The following is a 17,953-nucleotide window of genomic DNA, read 5'->3' as shown; positions in this document are numbered from 1 at the left end:
ATAGAGGGAATGCTGACCTTGATTGTGGTTTTGACAGGAATTTATTTCCTGGGCAAGGCGTATCGGATGTGGAAGAAGAATAAAGGCTAGACGGATAAATTTAATCAATCAAAAAATACTTATCTTATTTATTATTAACCAAATACAAAACCTATTTACCACTACCGATTATAAACTTCCCAAAAGAAGATTCACAAATGAAAGATCAACTCAGACCCATCATCCTCACCGCTTTTTTGGGAATCCTCTTTTTCTCCTGTCAAAAAGAAATACCGCCCCCTAAGCCTCCCAATATCCTTTTAATCATGGCGGATGACTTGGGCTATGCAGATATGGGTTCCTTTGGAGGAGACCTTCATACGCCAAATTTAGATCAGTTGGCCCAAGAGGGCATTCGATTTAGCCGTTTTCATACTGCCCCATTTTGTGCCGTGAGCCGTGCCATGTTACTTTCCGGGAATTTCAATCATGTGGCAGGTATGGGTTCACAGGATTTGGTTACGGGAGTTCCTGGATACGAAGGAAGACTCAGCGACCGTATTGTTCCCCTGCCCGAACTGCTCCGCTCAGCGGGCTACCATACTTATATGGCGGGGAAATGGCATTTAGGCATTACCCCTGAAGCCAATCCTGCCAACAAAGGTTTTGAAAAATCTTATGTAACGATGGAAGGAGGAGCCAACCATTACAGTGAAAGGGGGATTTTTCCCGATACACCCATTTCTATTTACACTGAAAATGGGGAAGAGGCCAATTGGCCTGATGGTGCTTATTCCACGGATTTTTATACGGACAAACTCATATCCTATATCGATGCCGATCGGCAGGATGGACAGCCCTTCTTCGTTTTTGCCGCTTATACTTCCCCGCATTGGCCACTGCAGGTAGATTCAACATATTGGAAAAAATACGAGGGCCGCTATGATGCTGGTTACGAAGCCCTTCGGGAAAAAAGACTGGAATCGCTCAAAAAAGCCGGGATGATACCTGAATACGCCCAAGTCCCACCGCTTCATCCTAGGGTCAAACCTTGGGATTCGCTTTCCCCGGAGGAGCAAAGGAAGGAAGCCCGAAAGATGGAGCTCTATGCCGGCATGGTGGACAACCTCGACTACAACATCGGGAGGTTGATTTCCCACCTAAAGGAAATCGGCCAATATGAAAATACGCTGATTGTATTTCTGTCAGATAATGGTGCTGCCGCTGAGGACTTCTACTACCATGACTATTTTGGACCTTTTCTCCAGGAAAATTATTCCGATGCTTTCGCCGATATGGGCCAAGAAAACTCCTTTATATCCTACGGTCCCCAATGGGCAGAGGCCGGTGCCTCACCCTTCAAATACTTCAAAGGCTATACTACTGAAGGGGGAATGAATGCCCCCATGATAATCTCCGGTCCGGGCGTCAGCCCCAAAAACCAAATCAACGATCAATTTCTCAGCATCATGGATCTGGCTCCGACTTTCTACGAACTTGCAGGAATAACCTATCCCAAAACCTGGAGAGGGAAAGAAATTGCAGGATTGGCCGGAAGTTCACTGCTTCCGGTTTTAAAAGGAGATCCAAAACCTATTCATGATTCCACTTATGTTTTTGGCTTGGAACACCGGGGTGATGCCATGCTCCGAAAGGGAAATTGGAAGCTTTTGAATACCTCAAAACCTTTTGATTTAAAAAATTTCGAGCTCTACAATTTGGAAACTGACCTCTCTGAACAGCAGGATCTGAAAGAAGCACATCCTGAAAAATACGAGGAAATGTTACAGGAATGGGAGAAATTTTCAAAGCAAGTAGGTATCATTACTCCTACACCGAAACAAGGAGAAGGTCTTCATTAAAACAAAGATTACTATGAAAAAAAGCATGCTTTTCCTGATCGGATTTTTGATAGTCACTTTATCACATGGGCAGGATAAAGAAATTGCACAAATCCTTGCGCAAAGAGAAGCTTCCAATCAGGCACTTCGGGCTTTTGATGAGGATTTGAACGCGACCTTTTCTACGGAAGACGCCTTGATTACCACAGGAGCAGGTACCTTGATTTCCGGAAAAGCGGAATTGATGAAATATATACAGGAATCGACCGGTCCGAGAATGTATTGGATCCGGACGCCTGATGAAGTCATTGTCAATCCTATAACTAACTTGGCCTGGGAAATGGGAACCTGGAAAGGATACCATGAAGATTCCGAGCAAGCCGTAGTTGGTGGGAAGTACTCCGCCCAATGGACCAAAGCATCCGGAACATGGTTGATTCATTCGCAATTATTTGTCGCACTGGAAAATTAAACGGATGAAAAAAAACCAAGCCCCCGAAACAGAAAAAGACCTTTCCAACAAAGAGTTCATCAATACCCTAAAAAAGAAGAACTGGAAATCCTATTTCAAGGAATTCTTTATGCTCTTTCTGGCGGTGTTTTGTGGTTTTCTGGCGGAGAATTACCGGGAATCCCTCAGTACCCGAAAAATTGAAAAGGAATATATACTCTCTTTGATAGAGGACTTAAAAACGGATACGACTAACCTTAGCAGGTATAGCTCCTTCCGAAAAGAAAAAAGCGTGCTCATGGATTCTTTGGCAGGAATGATGCTTTCAGAAAACCGAATTTTGATGGGGAATGAAATTTATTTTTTAGCCCGGCAAGTGTTCAATGAACAGGCATTTTTCTACTCCGACGGTACCATACAGCAACTTAAAAATGCCGGCAACCTTCGGTTGTTGAGAAAAAGAAACGTCGTCAACACCTTGCTCACTTATGAGAAAAAGGTAAAAGAGCTCGAGGAATGGGACGAGAATGACAATAGAACCAAATCCACCTTCCGCGAAATGGGTGGAAAGGTTTTTAACTCCTCAGAATTGAACAAGACTATGGATTCCGATATGAGATTCGTCATGCCTACCGACAACCCACAATTGATTACCGATGATTTTGCCACGATCAATGAGATTGCTTTCCAAATCCACTACCTATCCAAGATGACCAAAGGCAATAGCTTCAGAGCGGAATTCCTGCGAGACGATGCTATTCAATTATTGGAATTGATTCATGCCGAATATAAACTAAACTGATGATGGAGAACCCACCAATAAGCCCAAATCAAACCATTGAAGAGAGCAATCCAAAAGAGCCAATCTTCTCTAAAAAGAGAAACTGGAAATTTCTGAGTGCAGCTTATACAGCCCAACCGATAATCATTAAATAAGGAATCCTATGATCAAAATCTTCCTTAAAGGTATCCAGCTCATTGTCATCCTGACTTTTGCTTTTGAAGCGATGGGGCAGAAGAATCTTGTACCTGTCATCAACCAACAGGAAAAACACTTATTGCTTTCAGTAAGCAATGGTAAAACATACAATCTATTTGTCTCACTTCCCAAGCACTATGATGCATCCGATAGCGTCCGTTATCCGGTACTGTACCTTTTGGATGGGAGTTTTTCATTTCCCATTGCCCATGCTACCAGGACCTTATTGGATATGTTTGGGGAAATTGAAGACCTGATTATCGTAGGAATAGGTCATGAATGGGAGCGTTCTTATGAACCTTGGATGACCAATCGCTGGGAAGATTACACTCCTTCTTCGGATCCCAAAAGCGACATCAGTCCTGCCTACCTTCAATATTTCGACCTGCCTGCAGGCTCCTTGGTATCAGGAGGCGGGGCGGTTTTTCTGGATGTCATCCGAACCGAAATCATTCCATTTATAGATTCCCATTACCATACCAGCGGGGACAGGGGCATTTCGGGACATTCCTTTGGGGGTTTGTTTGCCGCAAATTGTTTGCTGACAGTATCAAATCTATTTTCCCGTTTTGGTATTCTTAGCCCTTCATTTTGGTGGAACAGGGATGAAATATTTGATCAGGAAAAATCCTTTTCTGCCAAAAACAGCAGCTTGGATGCTCAGGTATTTATGGCGGTTGGAAGTTTGGAAGGCCCATCCATGAACACAAAGATGAGCGCTTTTGCAGATTCGCTCCAAAGCAGGAATTACCAAGGACTGAATCTGACTACCCATATTTTCGAGAATGAAAGCCATAATTCGGTTGTAGCTGCTTCTATCAGCCGGACATTGAGGGTTTTATATGGAAAAAAGCCATAAAGAATGATGAATTAATAATCTTATATTGTAAACACCCATGCTTAAACTCTTCCGCAAAATCCGCCAAAAACTTCTCTCTCAAAACCGGATCACCCAATACTTAGCTTACGCTATTGGTGAGATTTTTTTGGTTGTGATAGGGATTCTGATCGCGCTGCAGATCAATAACTGGAATGAAGACCAAAAACTTCAAAAAAAGGAAAAATTATACTTGGACAGACTCAAAGAAGAGGCATTATGGAATTTCGATATTCTTGATAATCAAATTAAACTGTATGAAAGTAACGCGTCGAATCTGGATTCTCTTGCTTTTTTATTGAGCAATGCGGCTTCAAAAAATGAACAGTTTAGAATTCCTGCTACGCCTTTTTTTATGAGTGCATGGCTTTTGAAAAACTCTGCCTATACCGAGTTAGTATCCTCCGGTTCATTGGGTATTCTCTCTGATGTGAAATTGCGCGAAATGCTGGATGAAGTAGCTAGCTTCCAAACCCGTTCAATCGAGACACTCCAATATTGGAGAGACCTATCGGTTGCAGATGCCCGTCTTTTCCAGCCCTACAGAATCCAAAAAATCCTTATAATCAATGGAGACACTACCAAATCTATGAGCCTGGATTACGAACGTATGATAGGCCAAGAGGAGGTCATCGCCGGAATACAGTTTTGGAGACTCGCCAACCAAAAGTTTGCAGAAGGCATTGTAGAGTTTAGAACGCACTACTTTAAAATTCTCGAACGAATCAACTGTCTCGAAAACAACAATTGTCCAAACTGATACCATGATCCAACTCTTCCGCAAAATCCGCCAAAAGCTCCTTCAGCAAAACAAGATAGGCAGTTACCTCAAATACGCCATTGGTGAAATCTTCCTTGTGGTAATCGGGATTCTCATTGCCTTGCAGGTCAATACTTGGAATCTGCAACGGATTGAAATACAGGAAAAAAGCAAGCTGATCAAATTGCTTCAAGAAGAGCTAAAAGAAAACCTTAAAGAGTTTGAATCCAAGCAGAAATACATGGAAAATAGCCGAAAGAAAAACCTAATATTATTGGAGATTTCCTCAGGAGAGTCAACTTCCGAATCCATTGATAGCATTAGAAGCTATGCAGTCCAAACCCTAGCAGCATTCGCTTCTAACATTAATAGCTCCCGGTTGACAGCAAGTAAGGAATCTGGGAAATTCAGCCTCCTGAATGAGGAAGAAACCAAAGCATTGGCAGAATACGAAACTGCACTTAACAATTATAAAGAGGCTATTTCTAAGTCTTTTATATTTTTCACTGAAGATGGAAATGAATTAATGATTCGCTTTGGATTTTTTAAAGTCATCCACCCGGCATTGTTCAATGAAGAAAATTTTCCCGAACACAACCAGCTAGTCTTATCTGATTCGGAATTGTTTTCTTATTTAAGGCAGCCTGAAACATATCGAACACTTCATAAAAATTATCTAAGCCAATCTGTAGATATTTTATGGTTGAGAGAACTGATTCATCTAATTAACGGAACATTAGAAATATTTGAAAGAGAAAGTTATGATTAGTCTTCTCCGCAAAATCCGCCAAAAGCTCCTTCAGCAAAATCGAATTACCCAATACCTGACCTATGCTGTCGGAGAGATATTTCTTGTGGTAATCGGTATTTTGATTGCCCTTCAATTAAATATTCTAAAAGAAGAAAATAAAGAAAAAAAAGCAACAGAGCAGCTTTTGCTTGGGATGCAAGCTGACTTGCATTTGGAAGCTGATCGGATTGACTTTCTGGTTGCCTACTATACTGATATTACAGATGGGATTCAACAGATTATTTTAAACTATCAGCAAAAAGACAGCAATTCCAATAAAGAGCTGGGACAATATTTCCTCAACACTTTTGAATTTCGGAAATTTTCCAAGTTTAACACCAACTATCAGACGCTTTACGGCAGTGGCCTGCTGCAGGAAATAGAAGACAAAAATCTGTCTGAAGAAATCATTACCTACTATTCCAAACAATTTTTAGAGTGGTCTTTAGAGATTTACCAACAAAAGGCCAGCGCATTTAATTTTAACAACGCTACCCAATTTGATCCGCTTGACAAACTGCATAGAGGCGCCAAGTATCAGTTTATTCCCAATTTCAGATTGGATATTGGTGATCATTATGCAACTGATTTTAAAGAATTAATCAAAGAACCTGAAGTATTGAACTTCCTTACAGACCTGCTACATCAGAGTGAATTGGTTTTTAGTAACCTTAAAGCCTATAAAGAAACTAACCTCGCTCTTTCAAACCGAATACAAAAATACCTTAATCAATGATCAAATTTTTCCGCAAACTGCCTGCCGGCAAGGCAGGAATCCGTCAAAATCTTCTCAATGAAGCTATTAGGAAAGAGATTAACACCTATTCCAGGTACTTAATTGATCTTGATGTTACCTATTCAGAGTATGCTGAGTTGCTGGAAAACAGAGTTCGGGTTTTTTTGGCTGACAAAAAAGTCCACCGATTATCTAACTGGTTTGAAAATAATGACAGTAGTATTAAAGGAGGAACATCTTTTGACTTTGTCGAAAGCAGGGTTAACCTTTCTTTCCAAAACACCGGAGTTCCAAAAAATGCTTTTGGAAGTATCCATAAAAACCAAAAACACAGGAGCCAATATTGAAATAGTCCTGACCCAAAATCAGAAATTAAAAGAATTGATCCAAAAAGAGCTGAAACAATGAAACGAATCCTATCCACCCTCAACCAAAAATGGCCGGAATACTTCCTGGAAATTCTCGTGCTGATTATCGGGATTTATGGTGCCTTTGCGCTGAATAACTGGAACGAAACCAGAAAAGATAAATTGGAAGAGCGGGCTATCCTTGAAAACCTTCAGAACGATCTGGAAAATACGATTGCTGAATTTGAATTCCTCAACGACTTAAGGAAAAGTGCCATAGATGCCAGCATTCGCATTTTTGAACTCTCTAAGGATATACCAAACAGTTCTAAATATGAGTTGGATACCCTATTCGGTAAAACCATGATCCGCCCTACTTACAATGGAAAAATGGGAACGCTTGAATTACTGTTTTCTACAGGTAAAATAAGCCTCATTCAGAATGAAGAAATAAGAGCAAAATTAATCAGTTGGCCAGGTTTGATAGAAGATTTCATAGAAGAAGAAGTCTATGCGAATGAAATTTTCATGGGGACTTTTATAGCGGAGCTTGCTAAGTATGCAGTTATACCTGAATTGTTTAACACGATTGACGCAAATTCATTTATAACCTCAACCCCTATCATCCAGAAATACCAAACTATAGAATCCTCAATCAAAAGTGACTACGGTCAACTCCTTACAAACCAAGAGTTTTTAAATCATTTGGCCCTAAGAAACACCAATTTTATTGTATCCTACGCAGAAGCTATTTCTCTTATCGATCATGCCAATCAATTAATGGAACTGATCCAAAAAGAACTGAAATGATGAAATCAAGCATGACCCGAAGCGACACACAGAGGGATGATTATATTCCATGCGAAGATTCCATGTGGCAATTAAAAAAAACAAAATATAAACACATGAAACGAATCCTATCCACCCTCAAAGAAAAAAGGCCGGAATACTTTTTCGAGATTCTGGTACTGATCATCGGTATCTATGAGGCTTTTGAGCTGTCAAACTATGGAGATGACCAAGCACGAAAACGGGCTAAAATTGAGATTCTAAGACCCTTTAGACAGGGTATGGATAAAACATTTTGCTTAATAACGAATTCAATAACAGTCCCTTTAGGGATTTGAATGGGTAGACAAACAAATTAAACAACCCCTCCGTGCCTTTAGCCCTACGCGATTTTCAGACGGTATGGAATATAATCAGCGAGTAAGAATTAATACCCTATAGACTAAAAATATAATGCTAATATTCTTCAGAAACATCCGCCAAAAACTACTCCAGGACCTGCCTGCCGGCAAGGCAGGAAACAAGGTCACCCGATACCTAGCTTATGCCATTGGTGAAATCTTCCTGGTGGTAATCGGGATTTTGATTGCCCTGCAGGTGAATAACTGGAACGAGCAACGAAAAAGCCGTGAGGCTGAAATCAATTTTTATGCTGCACTTTTGGATGATTTGGATAAGGACAAAGTTAAAATCGATCAGCTCCACGAATTTTACAGTCATCGGGTTGAAGTTTTGACTTGGTTATTGGCCCGGGTGAGAAATCCCGCACTTGAGATAAATGGGCAGGAGTTTGGTCAAAATGTCGAGCCGCTTTATTACAATGAAACTGCCATCATTTTTGATGCTGCTTTCGATGCTTCCAAAAGTTCAGGGGCTTTTAATAATTTTAAAAACAAAACCCTGCTGAAACAGATGATCCAATATTATTCCGAATTCCAGATGATTGAAGGCGTCATGACTTCCACCTTACGATTGATTGAAACGGCGTTTGAACCCTTGATGGCTCCTCTCCCCAAAAATTATTTATCGGGAATTTCGTCGGATTTGGTCATAGCAGAAGGAGGGAACAAATTCTTCTACGAACATTTGGGTCAGGTCAAAGATGAACGAAACATTTTTCCTGATCCGATCATCAGGGAATTTATGCAAAACCCGGAGTTTGAATCTTACCTCGTCGGGGATTTGGGAAGGGCTTTTAATTCCATCGCCCGTTTAAACAAGAGGCAACAGCAAATTGATAGCCTCCAAGCCGAAATCAACTTGTTTCTTCAGGATTAATTTTTTTGAAGAAGAATACAAAGGGGACAACAGCCAGATTATCTCTCCCCATACCGGGCAACCTGCTTTTACTGTTCCTATGGGATTTACCTCCGGAAACCTGCGTGCAGGCTTACAGTTTTTGGGAAGAATGTATGGTAAACAGATTTTGATCAGGGTGAGCTATTCCTTTGAACAGGGGACTGAGCACCGTAAATCCTCGAATTAGGGCATGCTTAAAAACACAAAACAGAACGGTAATGTGTGTTTTGCCAAATACAACTTATGAAAAAGTACACAGGATTCAAGCATAAAACACTTCCTTCAAATTCTCTTCGGAAACTTTTACCCATCATTCGGACAATAAATGAGGTCTTTCGTCCCTATTGGTTATTATTTTTTACTGGATTTTAGGTAATTATAAGGGAGTAAATTTTTAACCACTTAAAGAATACAAACATGAAAATCTTAAAATTAATTATGGCCTTGGTGTTCGTTATGACACTGACACCGATAATTTCCAATGCCCAAGACCAAGATATAACCTTGGAATTTGCAAATGCAGCAACAGCCATGGAAGTTGTACAGAAATACACCAAAGCACTTCAGGTAGGCGATGTGGCTACTATGAATGCCCAATTTGCGCCAAATGCGATGATTTATGGAGTGGGAGGAGCTTTGGACTCTCTCACGGTTGCCCAGCATAGGGAATATTTTACCAATAGTACCAATATATATAGGCACAGTCTTTCCCAAGAGCTTTATCTACCTGTGAAAGTGACCAATAACTGGAACGAAGGGGAATGGGTCTTGTCATGGGGTGTCAATACCCTCACTGATAAGACTACAGGTAAAACGATACCTATTCCCTATCATACCGCAAGTTTGGTTTCAAATGGCAAAATTACAAGAATGACCTATTGGTATGACATGTTGAATGTTGTGCAAAGTCAGGGATTTGAGATTACACGACCTTCTAATTAATCTCTTATGGCTGTTGGACTTGAAAAGATCCAATAGCCATAATTTTTGATTCATCCCCTTAGGCCTAACAAGAATCAAATGGCATTAAAATAACTTATTTCTACCTAAAGCCAGTGCCTCATTACCATATGACCAATAATAAGATATAGTAATAAAGCAGATTACATAAATTTTTCAAACCTACAAATATGTATTTGATAAAGATAAAAAATGATTACCTTATATAGGATTAAAAGAAATTTTATACAATATATTATTAGAGAAGTAATATTAATTATTTGATAGATTAAACAAAATAAAAACTAATAAATAATTAAATAATAAGAATCAATTTAAAGCTAATTACTAAATGATAATTTATGGAAAAAAAAGTATAAGAGTTTCAAAGAGGATTAGTAAGAAAAGTGAAAATGAGTTCGAAAATAAAACATATAGTAAAGAACAAGAATAAATAAAAGTAACAATTATGCGATTTTTAATAGTAGACGATGAAAAAGATGTAGAGATGCTGTTCCGTCAAAAACTTCGAAAAGAAATCCGAAACGGAGATATTGAACTGGAATTTGCTTTTTCCGGCCGGGAGGCCTTGGATTTTCTCAGGAACCACACTCCTCCTAACGTGATGTATATTTTCTCCGATATCAATATGCCAGGAATGACGGGCCTCGAGCTTCTTGATAAGGTAAAGGCAGAATTCCCTCAGATTGAGATATCGATGATTTCTGCATATGGAGACAGTGAAAATTATGACAGGGCCATCAAATCTGGTGCTAAAGGTTTTTTTGTAAAACCTATAGATTTCAACTCCTTGAAAACTGAGGTGAGACAGATTATTGAAGACGCAAAATAAATAGACATGGTCAAAAATATTTTAAATTAAGTCCAGAACACATTTAATTAAATCAATAGACAATTATGGGATATAAAGTAATCATAAGCAGTTTCCTTATTACCTTCTTCTACGTTCTTTCGATATACAATCAGGAAAGCGCTTTTATAGGAATTGAAGTGGATCCGGAACAAGGAAGGGTGGAACACAGGGTAGTGGTAAAAATCATTAACAATGAATGGAGGGTCGTATTGGAGGGAAATAATTCCAAAAGTGATGTCACTCTGAGAAGAGGAGACCGTATCCGTTGGGTAGTTGAAGGCTCTGATGCCTCTTTTGCATTTCCTGATTCAAGAATTTTTGGTCATGAAACTAGGGAGGTAAAAGCAGGCAATCCTCTGGTGATGGCAGTTTCAGCAAATAGCCCCAAAGGTACATTTCCATACACAGTATTTATCCATGAATCGATGACATACGCGAGGGGTCAGTCACCGCCTAGAATTATTGTTAGAAATTGAAAATTAACTATTCCTTGACAATACCAAAGACCCAATAGATTAAGTCAAAATATATATTGACTATCTATTGGGTCTTACTTCAAAAATGGAAATATACAAATTCACAAGTCTCAATGAAGTATGTAAAACCCATCATACTTAAATCAAAAAAAATGAGTGCTGATATAAATACCTTTGGTTCTCACCCCGAAATCCGATTGAGAATAAAAACAGCAAAATTGATTGCTTTCTGCTTCCTAGCCTGTTTGTTGGCTTGCCAAGACATTATTGATCATGAAAACAAGGATAGCTTTGATAAGCTGACTGAAACCTCCACCCCAAACATTATTTTTTTAGATAGCCTTTCGGTTCCATCTCAACCTCAAAAAATGTGGTTGAATGAAAACCTACCTCCTATCTCGATTCCTATCCCTCAAAATAATCTTGAAACTTTTACTTATCAAGATGGGGAAGGTGAAACCCGCATCATTTCTCCACCTAGAGTACTTCAGAGACCTTTTCTTAAGAATGAAAAAGGAAAGGCAATCTTGGATGATAAGGGAAATAAGTTTTTCATGGGTGATGGTGGGCTTTCTCATTTCACCACCTTTACAACTGATGAGGGGCTTGCTTTAGACAACATTACTTCTTCTATAGTAGACAGTTCAGGAAATATTTGGTTTGGAACTTGGGGGGGAGGAATATCTAAATATGATGGGATTTCTTTCACCAATTTTACTACTGCCCATGGACTCTCAAATAACTTGGTTCACTGCCTTGCTGAAGATACATATGGGAACATATGGATTGGAACAGAAGGAGGTGGGATTTCCATTTATGATGGTTTCTCATTTATACAAAAAACCACATCTGATGGACTCATCCATGATATAGTCTATGGAATAACCCCTGATAGCAAAGGAAATGTCTGGATTGCAGCAGGAAGTGGTGGAGCTTCTAAATATGACGGAGATCGCTTTATCAATTTCGATAAAGGTGATGGACTACCTGAAAGCTCAATTATTAAAATTGCAGAAGATGACAATGGATATATCTGGTTTGGAACTGGAAGTAAAGGTGTTGTCAGATACGATGGGAATGACTTTTTATCATTCACAGAAGTTGACGGATTGGCTGAGAATTCAATCCACAGTATAACCAAAGACCGAAATGGGAATCTTTGGTTTGGAACCATTGGAGGTGGGATCTTCAGATACGAGGAAAATAACACTTTATCAGAGAAGGGAAGCTTCAAGAATTTCACAACTACTGACGGATTAGGACATCCTGAAATTTGGGATATCAAAGAAGACTTAGAAGGCAACTTATGGTTTGCTACAGGAGGGAATGGTGTATCCAAGTATGATGGAAAAAAGTTCACAAACTATTCCGCAGCCCAAGGCTTGCCAGAAAACGTAGTGTATAGCATTTCTATCGATAAGTCAGGGAATATTTGGTTCGGGACTGCTGGAGGCGGAGTTACTTTGTACAACGGTACTGATTTTTACAATTTCACCTCAGAATATGGTTTTATTAAAAATCGTGTTTATAGTATTATAGAGGACAATAACGGAGATTTGTGGTTTTGTACAGATGGTGGTGGAGTGACGAAATATAACGGGGAATCATTTACCTACTTCACTACCGAACAGGGCCTCCCCCACCCTCTTGTTATCAGCGCATCAAAAGATAAAAATGGTCACCTTTGGTTTGGGACTGGGGGAGGCGGACTTGCTTTATATAAAGAAAAAAACAAAAACAATACGAAATCAAATTTCACATCCTTTAGCACAAAAAATGGCTTGCCAAATAATGTGATCTACGCCATTGAAGAAGGCAAAGATGGCACCTTATGGCTGGGTACAGGAGGTGCCGGCTTAGTGAAATTCGACTGGAATACTGTGCCTGAGGAACAGGCAGGATTTACTGCATTTACCACAGAACAAGGTTTGGCTTTCGACTATGTTTACAGCATTCTTGAAGACAGTAAAGGAAACTTATGGATAGGCACTGGTGGTGGCGGCATTTCCAAGTTTGATGGCAAATCTTTTAAAAATTACAACACTGCAGATGGCCTTTCCAATGATATTGTTTGGAGTATCATAGAGGATCGAGTAGGAAACCTCTGGTTTGCGACACAAGGCGGAGGAGTTTCCAGGTTTGATGGCAAGTCTTTTAGCAGTTTCACCAAGAGAGAGGGTCTGGTAGATGATACTGTCTATGACCTCTTAGAAGATGGCGACGGAAATATTTTCATTGGAACCAATAAAGGCTTCACCGTTATCCCCGCCTCAGTGGCTTCACTCCCATTTAACCAGATGGCCGGTAGCCTTGAGCATTACAACACATCAAACGGCTACCCTGTAAAAGACATCAACAAAGGAATTCTCCTCGACAGCCAAGGATATATTTGGGCAGGGAATGGCAGTGACAAGACCGGTTTGGTGAAATTGAACTATCAAGCATTGAGAAAAAAGAAAACCAAACCTTCCGTAAAGATCAAAAGCATAAGTATTTACGAAAAACCTATCAGTTGGGTATCTTTAGAGCAAAGCCGGTTGGGTGAAAAGACCTCAAAAGATTCCTCATTCCCAGCTTATATAACCGATGAGGTCCGCTTATTTGAAAGAGAACTGAGTATTGAGGAAAGAACATCTCAAGCCGAGGAGTTTTCAAAAATACAGTTCTCCAATATCAGGAGGTTTGAAAATTTTCCTGAAAAACTAACCCTCCCCTATTCCCAGAATCAAATCACCATAGATTTTGGAACAAATGAACTCGCTAGGCCAAATTTGATGGAGTACAGGTATATCCTCGAAGGGTATAGCAAAACATGGAGTCCTCCAGTAGTAAACAACCGGGCGGTTTTTGGTAACATTTGGGAGGGCGAATATAAATTCAAAGTAATGTCTCGCTATACAGGTCCGGCAGAAGGCGAAGGAAAAGAATGGTCAGAGGCAGCTACATTCACATTTTCAGTGCTTCCACCCTGGTATAGAACCTGGTGGGCTTACCTGATATACTTTTCTATCCTACTGATCATCATCAAAAGGGTACATTTAATTCAAAAGACCAAAACGATACGCAAAGAGAGAGAGCGTATTCAACAAAAAGAACTGGAACAGGCTAAAGAAATCGAAAAGGCCTATGCTGAATTGAAATCTACCCAAGCACAGCTCATCCAATCTGAAAAGATGGCAAGCCTTGGGGAGCTCACCTCTGGCATTGCTCATGAGATCAAAAACCCGCTAAATTTTGTGAATAATTTCAGCGAGGTAAGTGCAGAAATGATTTCTGAGATAAAAGAAGAAAGAGCCAAGAATCAAGACGAAAGAGATGAGACTTTGGTAAGTGAAATCCTTGAGGATATCGAAAAAAATCTAGAGAAAATTCAGCATCATGGCAAACGTGCAGACTTAATCGTCAAAGCCATGTTGGAACATAGTAAATCAGGTTCTGGTGCGGTGGAGCTGACAGACCTCAATACCCTAATCAAAGAATACTTGAATATTGGGTATCAAGGTTTTAAAATCAAAAACAAAGAAGTCAAAATCGACTTGAAAACCAACTTTGACAACTCAATTCCCAAGATGAAACTGGTCCGCTCTGATATTGGTAAAGTCTTACTGAATATTGTCAATAATGCTTTCTATGCCTGTGCTGAGCGAAGTCGAGGTGCCGTTGGGGCAGTGCATGCCCTGTCCCTGCCACCAACTGTACATCTCACCACCAGAAACCTTGGCGACAAAATCGAAATTTCGATCTCCGACAACGGCTCCGGCATACCCGATACCATCAAAGACAAAATCTTCCAGCCTTTTTTCACCACCAAACCAACTGGCCAAGGTACGGGATTGGGTCTCTCCTTAAGCTACGATATTGTGAAGGCCCATGGCGGGGAGATAAAAGTGGAAAGCCTGCCTACCGGCGAGGCAAGCCTGTCTGCTGAAGGCCACGGAACAAAGATGACCATCATTTTACCAGTAAAAGATTAATTTATGAAGTTAAACAAAGATCAACTCGCCGATGCTCGAAAGATTTACGATATCTATTGGCACAGCTATTTGCATGGAAATTTGGATGCTTATGCATCCACGCTCGACGAGGACTTTGAGATGATCGGCACTTCGGAAAGCGAAGTGGCACATAATAAAATGGAAGGTATCGTCTTTTTTAAAGCGCAGCTGGAGGAAGTGGTGGGAAAGGCAGATATGAGAAACCGCCAAATCTCTGCAAAACCTGTAAGAGATATGGTGTTGATCAATGAGACCTGCGATATCTATGTTTTGGGCGAACCGGAATGGACGTTTTATTCAAAAGTAAGGCTATCGACAATCCTTCATGAAACTGATTCCGGCTGGAAAGTGATTCAGCAGTATGGGTCATTACCCGCTATGCGTGTGCAGGAAGGCGAAACCATAGCCATCGATAAAATCAGCCGGGAGAACATCGAATTGCGAGATGCCGTGAAAAGGCGAACCGCTGAGTTAGAAAACAAAAACCGGGAGCTGGAGATCGAAGCGGCCCTGGAAAGAGTGCGGGCCAAATCCATGGCCATGAAAACCCAGTCAGACCTCCTTGGTATCATAGAACTCTTTGGTGAACAATTGATTGCGGTAGGGATAAAATTTGCCCTGGTCGCTTTTATGGAAGGACCCATCACAAAAACCAGGGACTGGGATTTGTGGAGCTATTTACCGGAGGTAGGAACTCCGACTCAAAAGGTTTTAATCCCCTATATAGACCATCCATACTTCCTGAAAACAGCAAAAGCTGTAGAAGAGTACCAAAAAACCGGAGAGCCCATCCAGGTAAAAATACACACGAAGGAAGAGAGGCATACATTTCTCCCTCACTTCTTTAAGCATTCACAAATCTTGCCTGATGAAGTTAAAGAATTTCTCTACGCCAATGAGGGGGAGACCATTGTAGATGCATTTTTGGGAGAAATAACTGTTTCTATGACGAAACATGATACAGAACCCTATACAGCAGAGGAACTTGCGATTTTTGAACGCTTTGCAAAAGAGTTCAGGCAAACCTATATCCGCTTTTTGGATATCAAAAAAGCAGAAGAGCAGGCTCGTGAAGCGCAGATCGAAGCATCACTGGAACGCGTTCGGGCAAAAGCCATGTCCATGCAAAATTCTGACGAATTGGATGAAGTGCTCTCCGTACTCTGCGAGCAATTTGATGTATTGGGAATTTTGCCCATGTCCACACATATGACCGTTTTCAATTTTGATAACAACACCTTCACCTTTCGTGAAACAGGGAAATACGGAGATCGCAGTTTTGGAGAGCAAACCGTGGATCTCGATGCCATGGATACCTGGAAAGATACGGTAGATAAATGGAAGGCAGATAAGGCAACCGATGTCAATAAGCTGCACTTTCCAACGGATACGCTAGCTCAAGTCTGGGAAGTGTTTCATGAATCGTTTGCCTCCATGCCCGAAGAATCGCGTATTACCCCCGCTGATTATCCTGACGGTATTTATCATACGGCTGGCAAACATCCATTTGGATATATCGGTATGAATCAGACTCGCCCGGCAAGTCCGGAAGAAGAACAAATTGTCATCAAATTTGCAAATGAATTTGGCCGTGCCTATCAACGATTCCTTGACCTTCAAAAAGCCGAAGATCAGGCAAAGGAAGCTCAGATTGAAGCGGCCTTGGAACGGGTCAGAGCCCAGACCATGGCCATGCACAGCAGCGAGGATGTGGGGAAATGTGTTGTCAAGATGTTTGCTGAACTTACCTCCTTGGGCGTGGATGAAGGTACCCGCTTTGGTATCGGCATCCTGAACCATGACAATGAAAACAATCAGCTCTGGACTGCCCGAAAAGACGGAGAGGAAGTCAATATGCATATTGGCCACTTGGAAATGAGCTGGCATCCCTTGCTAAAAAGTGCCCGGGAAGCTTGGAAAGCGCAGGTTTCTTTTCATAAGTATATATTGGAAGGTGAAGATTTGATCAACTATTACAAAATGCTCAATACTGCGCCTGACTATAAAATTCAGATTCCTTTAGAAAAATTACCCAAAAAAGAGATCCAACATTGTTTTATATTCGAGCATGGATTTTTTTATGCGTTTACGCCCCATGAATTTCAACCCGAGTTAATTCAGATTACCAAGCGGTTCAGTTCGCTTTTTGAACAGACCTATAGAAGGTATCTAGATCTGGTAAAAGCAGAAGATCAGGCAAGGGAAGCCAAGATTGAAGCCGCTTTGGAAAAAGTCCGCTCCCGTTCCTTAGCCATGCACAATAGTGATGAGCTCACCGAGGTGGTTTCGGTGCTTTTCGAAAAATTAAAAGACCTTCAAGTTCCCTTTACCGCAGTTGGCATTGCAACCCGTATTGAGGGTTCAAAAGACCTGAATGCTTTTGTGTGTGGGCAGAATGATGAAGGCCTGGTCATCACCAATTACCGGCTCCCTTACTTTGATAACATCTTAGCAAAGGATTTCTGCAATGCGCTTGAAAAACAAATAGATTTTTTTGTTGGCCATTATTCCAAACAAGAAAAGGATGCTTTTTATGAATATTTAATTGAAAATACTGCTGAATTCAGGCATTTGCCCGAGGATATCAAGCGCATGATATTCGATAGCACTTCCTACACTGTTACGATCATAGCGGTTAATAACGCAACTTTTAATATCAATGATTTTGAAGGAAAAGTTTTAGCAGATAACGAAATTGAAATCATCAAACGCTTTGCCAGGGTTTTCGACCAAGCCTACACCCGCTTCCTCGATCTGCAAAAAGCAGAAGCACAGGCAAGAGAGGCTCAGATCGAAGCCGCATTGGAAAGGGTGCGTTCTA

17 protein-coding genes are annotated in these 17,953 nt (G+C 40.6%); all 17 read left to right on the top strand.

The window, feature by feature from the left end:
* Positions 1 to 197: 197 nt before the first annotated feature.
* On the top strand, positions 198 to 1,841 hold the full coding sequence (locus EA341_RS03485) for an arylsulfatase (RefSeq protein ID WP_293011353.1): 1,644 nt from the start codon (positions 198 to 200) through the stop codon (positions 1,839 to 1,841).
* A gap of 13 nt (positions 1,842 to 1,854) precedes the next feature.
* Entirely contained in the window at positions 1,855 to 2,292 is a 438-nt protein-coding gene (locus EA341_RS03480) for a nuclear transport factor 2 family protein (protein WP_293011351.1), read from the top strand.
* 4 nt (positions 2,293 to 2,296) lie between these two features.
* Entirely contained in the window at positions 2,297 to 3,073 is a 777-nt protein-coding gene (locus EA341_RS03475) for a hypothetical protein (protein WP_293011349.1), read from the top strand.
* Positions 3,074 to 3,215: 142 nt separating this feature from the next.
* Positions 3,216 to 4,109 (top strand): alpha/beta hydrolase-fold protein, encoded by an 894-nt coding sequence (locus tag EA341_RS03470; RefSeq protein WP_293011347.1) that lies wholly within the window; start codon positions 3,216 to 3,218, stop codon positions 4,107 to 4,109.
* Positions 4,110 to 4,146: 37 nt separating this feature from the next.
* Positions 4,147 to 4,887: a DUF6090 family protein gene (locus EA341_RS03465; protein WP_293011345.1), complete on the top strand. Its 741-nt coding sequence runs from the start codon at positions 4,147 to 4,149 to the stop codon at positions 4,885 to 4,887.
* A gap of 4 nt (positions 4,888 to 4,891) precedes the next feature.
* A complete protein-coding gene (locus tag EA341_RS03460) occupies positions 4,892 to 5,656 on the top strand; it encodes a hypothetical protein (RefSeq protein ID WP_293011343.1) in 765 nt (254 codons plus the stop codon).
* Positions 5,634 to 6,413 (top strand): hypothetical protein, encoded by a 780-nt coding sequence (locus tag EA341_RS03455; RefSeq protein WP_293011341.1) that lies wholly within the window; start codon positions 5,634 to 5,636, stop codon positions 6,411 to 6,413. The genes EA341_RS03460 and EA341_RS03455 overlap by 23 nt, the downstream gene beginning before the upstream one ends.
* A complete protein-coding gene (locus EA341_RS03450) occupies positions 6,410 to 6,760 on the top strand; it encodes a hypothetical protein (RefSeq protein ID WP_293011339.1) in 351 nt (116 codons plus the stop codon). Before EA341_RS03455 ends, EA341_RS03450 begins: the two co-directional genes overlap by 4 nt.
* 57 nt (positions 6,761 to 6,817) lie before the next feature.
* On the top strand, positions 6,818 to 7,570 hold the full coding sequence (locus EA341_RS03445) for a DUF6090 family protein (RefSeq protein ID WP_293011337.1): 753 nt from the start codon (positions 6,818 to 6,820) through the stop codon (positions 7,568 to 7,570).
* 95 nt (positions 7,571 to 7,665) lie between these two features.
* Positions 7,666 to 7,887 (top strand): hypothetical protein, encoded by a 222-nt coding sequence (locus tag EA341_RS03440; RefSeq protein ID WP_293011335.1) that lies wholly within the window; start codon positions 7,666 to 7,668, stop codon positions 7,885 to 7,887.
* 115 nt (positions 7,888 to 8,002) lie between these two features.
* Complete coding sequence (locus tag EA341_RS03435; RefSeq protein ID WP_293011333.1) at positions 8,003 to 8,827, top strand: DUF6090 family protein; 825 nt, start codon at positions 8,003 to 8,005, stop codon at positions 8,825 to 8,827.
* Entirely contained in the window at positions 8,784 to 9,035 is a 252-nt protein-coding gene (locus EA341_RS03430; RefSeq protein ID WP_367126892.1) for a hypothetical protein, read from the top strand. The genes EA341_RS03435 and EA341_RS03430 overlap by 44 nt, the downstream gene beginning before the upstream one ends.
* A gap of 230 nt (positions 9,036 to 9,265) precedes the next feature.
* Positions 9,266 to 9,790, top strand: a complete 525-nt coding sequence (locus EA341_RS03425) for a nuclear transport factor 2 family protein (RefSeq protein ID WP_293011331.1) — start codon at positions 9,266 to 9,268, stop codon at positions 9,788 to 9,790.
* A 466-nt stretch (positions 9,791 to 10,256) separates the two neighbouring features.
* Positions 10,257 to 10,640, top strand: a complete 384-nt coding sequence (locus EA341_RS03420; RefSeq protein WP_293011329.1) for a response regulator — start codon at positions 10,257 to 10,259, stop codon at positions 10,638 to 10,640.
* A 65-nt stretch (positions 10,641 to 10,705) separates the two neighbouring features.
* Entirely contained in the window at positions 10,706 to 11,137 is a 432-nt protein-coding gene (locus tag EA341_RS03415) for a hypothetical protein (protein ID WP_293011327.1), read from the top strand.
* A 152-nt stretch (positions 11,138 to 11,289) separates the two neighbouring features.
* Positions 11,290 to 15,111, top strand: coding sequence for a sensor histidine kinase (locus EA341_RS03410; RefSeq protein ID WP_293011325.1), 3,822 nt, complete (start codon positions 11,290 to 11,292; stop codon positions 15,109 to 15,111).
* A 3-nt stretch (positions 15,112 to 15,114) separates the two neighbouring features.
* Positions 15,115 to 17,953: nuclear transport factor 2 family protein (locus tag EA341_RS03405; protein ID WP_293011323.1), on the top strand; the 2,839-nt coding region annotated here is incomplete at its 3' end.

The sequence above is a fragment of the Mongoliibacter sp. genome (genome assembly GCF_007692705.1).
GTDB lineage: Bacteria > Bacteroidota > Bacteroidia > Cytophagales > Cyclobacteriaceae > Mongoliibacter.
The sequence above is the reverse complement of the archived record's forward strand: the minus strand, read 5'-3'. Positions and strand labels throughout refer to the sequence as shown.

Bases quoted from the DNA above. Each gene is read 5' to 3' on its own strand.
- EA341_RS03485 (WP_293011353.1), top strand. From the start codon at position 198: ATGAAAGATCAACTCAGACCCATCATCCTCACCGCTTTTTTGGGAATC.
- EA341_RS03480 (WP_293011351.1), top strand. From the start codon at position 1,855: ATGAAAAAAAGCATGCTTTTCCTGATCGGATTTTTGATAGTCACTTTA.
- EA341_RS03475 (WP_293011349.1), top strand. From the start codon at position 2,297: ATGAAAAAAAACCAAGCCCCCGAAACAGAAAAAGACCTTTCCAACAAA.
- EA341_RS03470 (WP_293011347.1), top strand. From the start codon at position 3,216: ATGATCAAAATCTTCCTTAAAGGTATCCAGCTCATTGTCATCCTGACT.
- EA341_RS03465 (WP_293011345.1), top strand. From the start codon at position 4,147: ATGCTTAAACTCTTCCGCAAAATCCGCCAAAAACTTCTCTCTCAAAAC.
- EA341_RS03460 (WP_293011343.1), top strand. From the start codon at position 4,892: ATGATCCAACTCTTCCGCAAAATCCGCCAAAAGCTCCTTCAGCAAAAC.
- EA341_RS03450 (WP_293011339.1), top strand. From the start codon at position 6,410: ATGATCAAATTTTTCCGCAAACTGCCTGCCGGCAAGGCAGGAATCCGT.
- EA341_RS03445 (WP_293011337.1), top strand. From the start codon at position 6,818: ATGAAACGAATCCTATCCACCCTCAACCAAAAATGGCCGGAATACTTC.
- EA341_RS03440 (WP_293011335.1), top strand. From the start codon at position 7,666: ATGAAACGAATCCTATCCACCCTCAAAGAAAAAAGGCCGGAATACTTT.
- EA341_RS03435 (WP_293011333.1), top strand. From the start codon at position 8,003: ATGCTAATATTCTTCAGAAACATCCGCCAAAAACTACTCCAGGACCTG.
- EA341_RS03425 (WP_293011331.1), top strand. From the start codon at position 9,266: ATGAAAATCTTAAAATTAATTATGGCCTTGGTGTTCGTTATGACACTG.
- EA341_RS03420 (WP_293011329.1), top strand. From the start codon at position 10,257: ATGCGATTTTTAATAGTAGACGATGAAAAAGATGTAGAGATGCTGTTC.
- EA341_RS03415 (WP_293011327.1), top strand. From the start codon at position 10,706: ATGGGATATAAAGTAATCATAAGCAGTTTCCTTATTACCTTCTTCTAC.
- EA341_RS03410 (WP_293011325.1), top strand. From the start codon at position 11,290: ATGAGTGCTGATATAAATACCTTTGGTTCTCACCCCGAAATCCGATTG.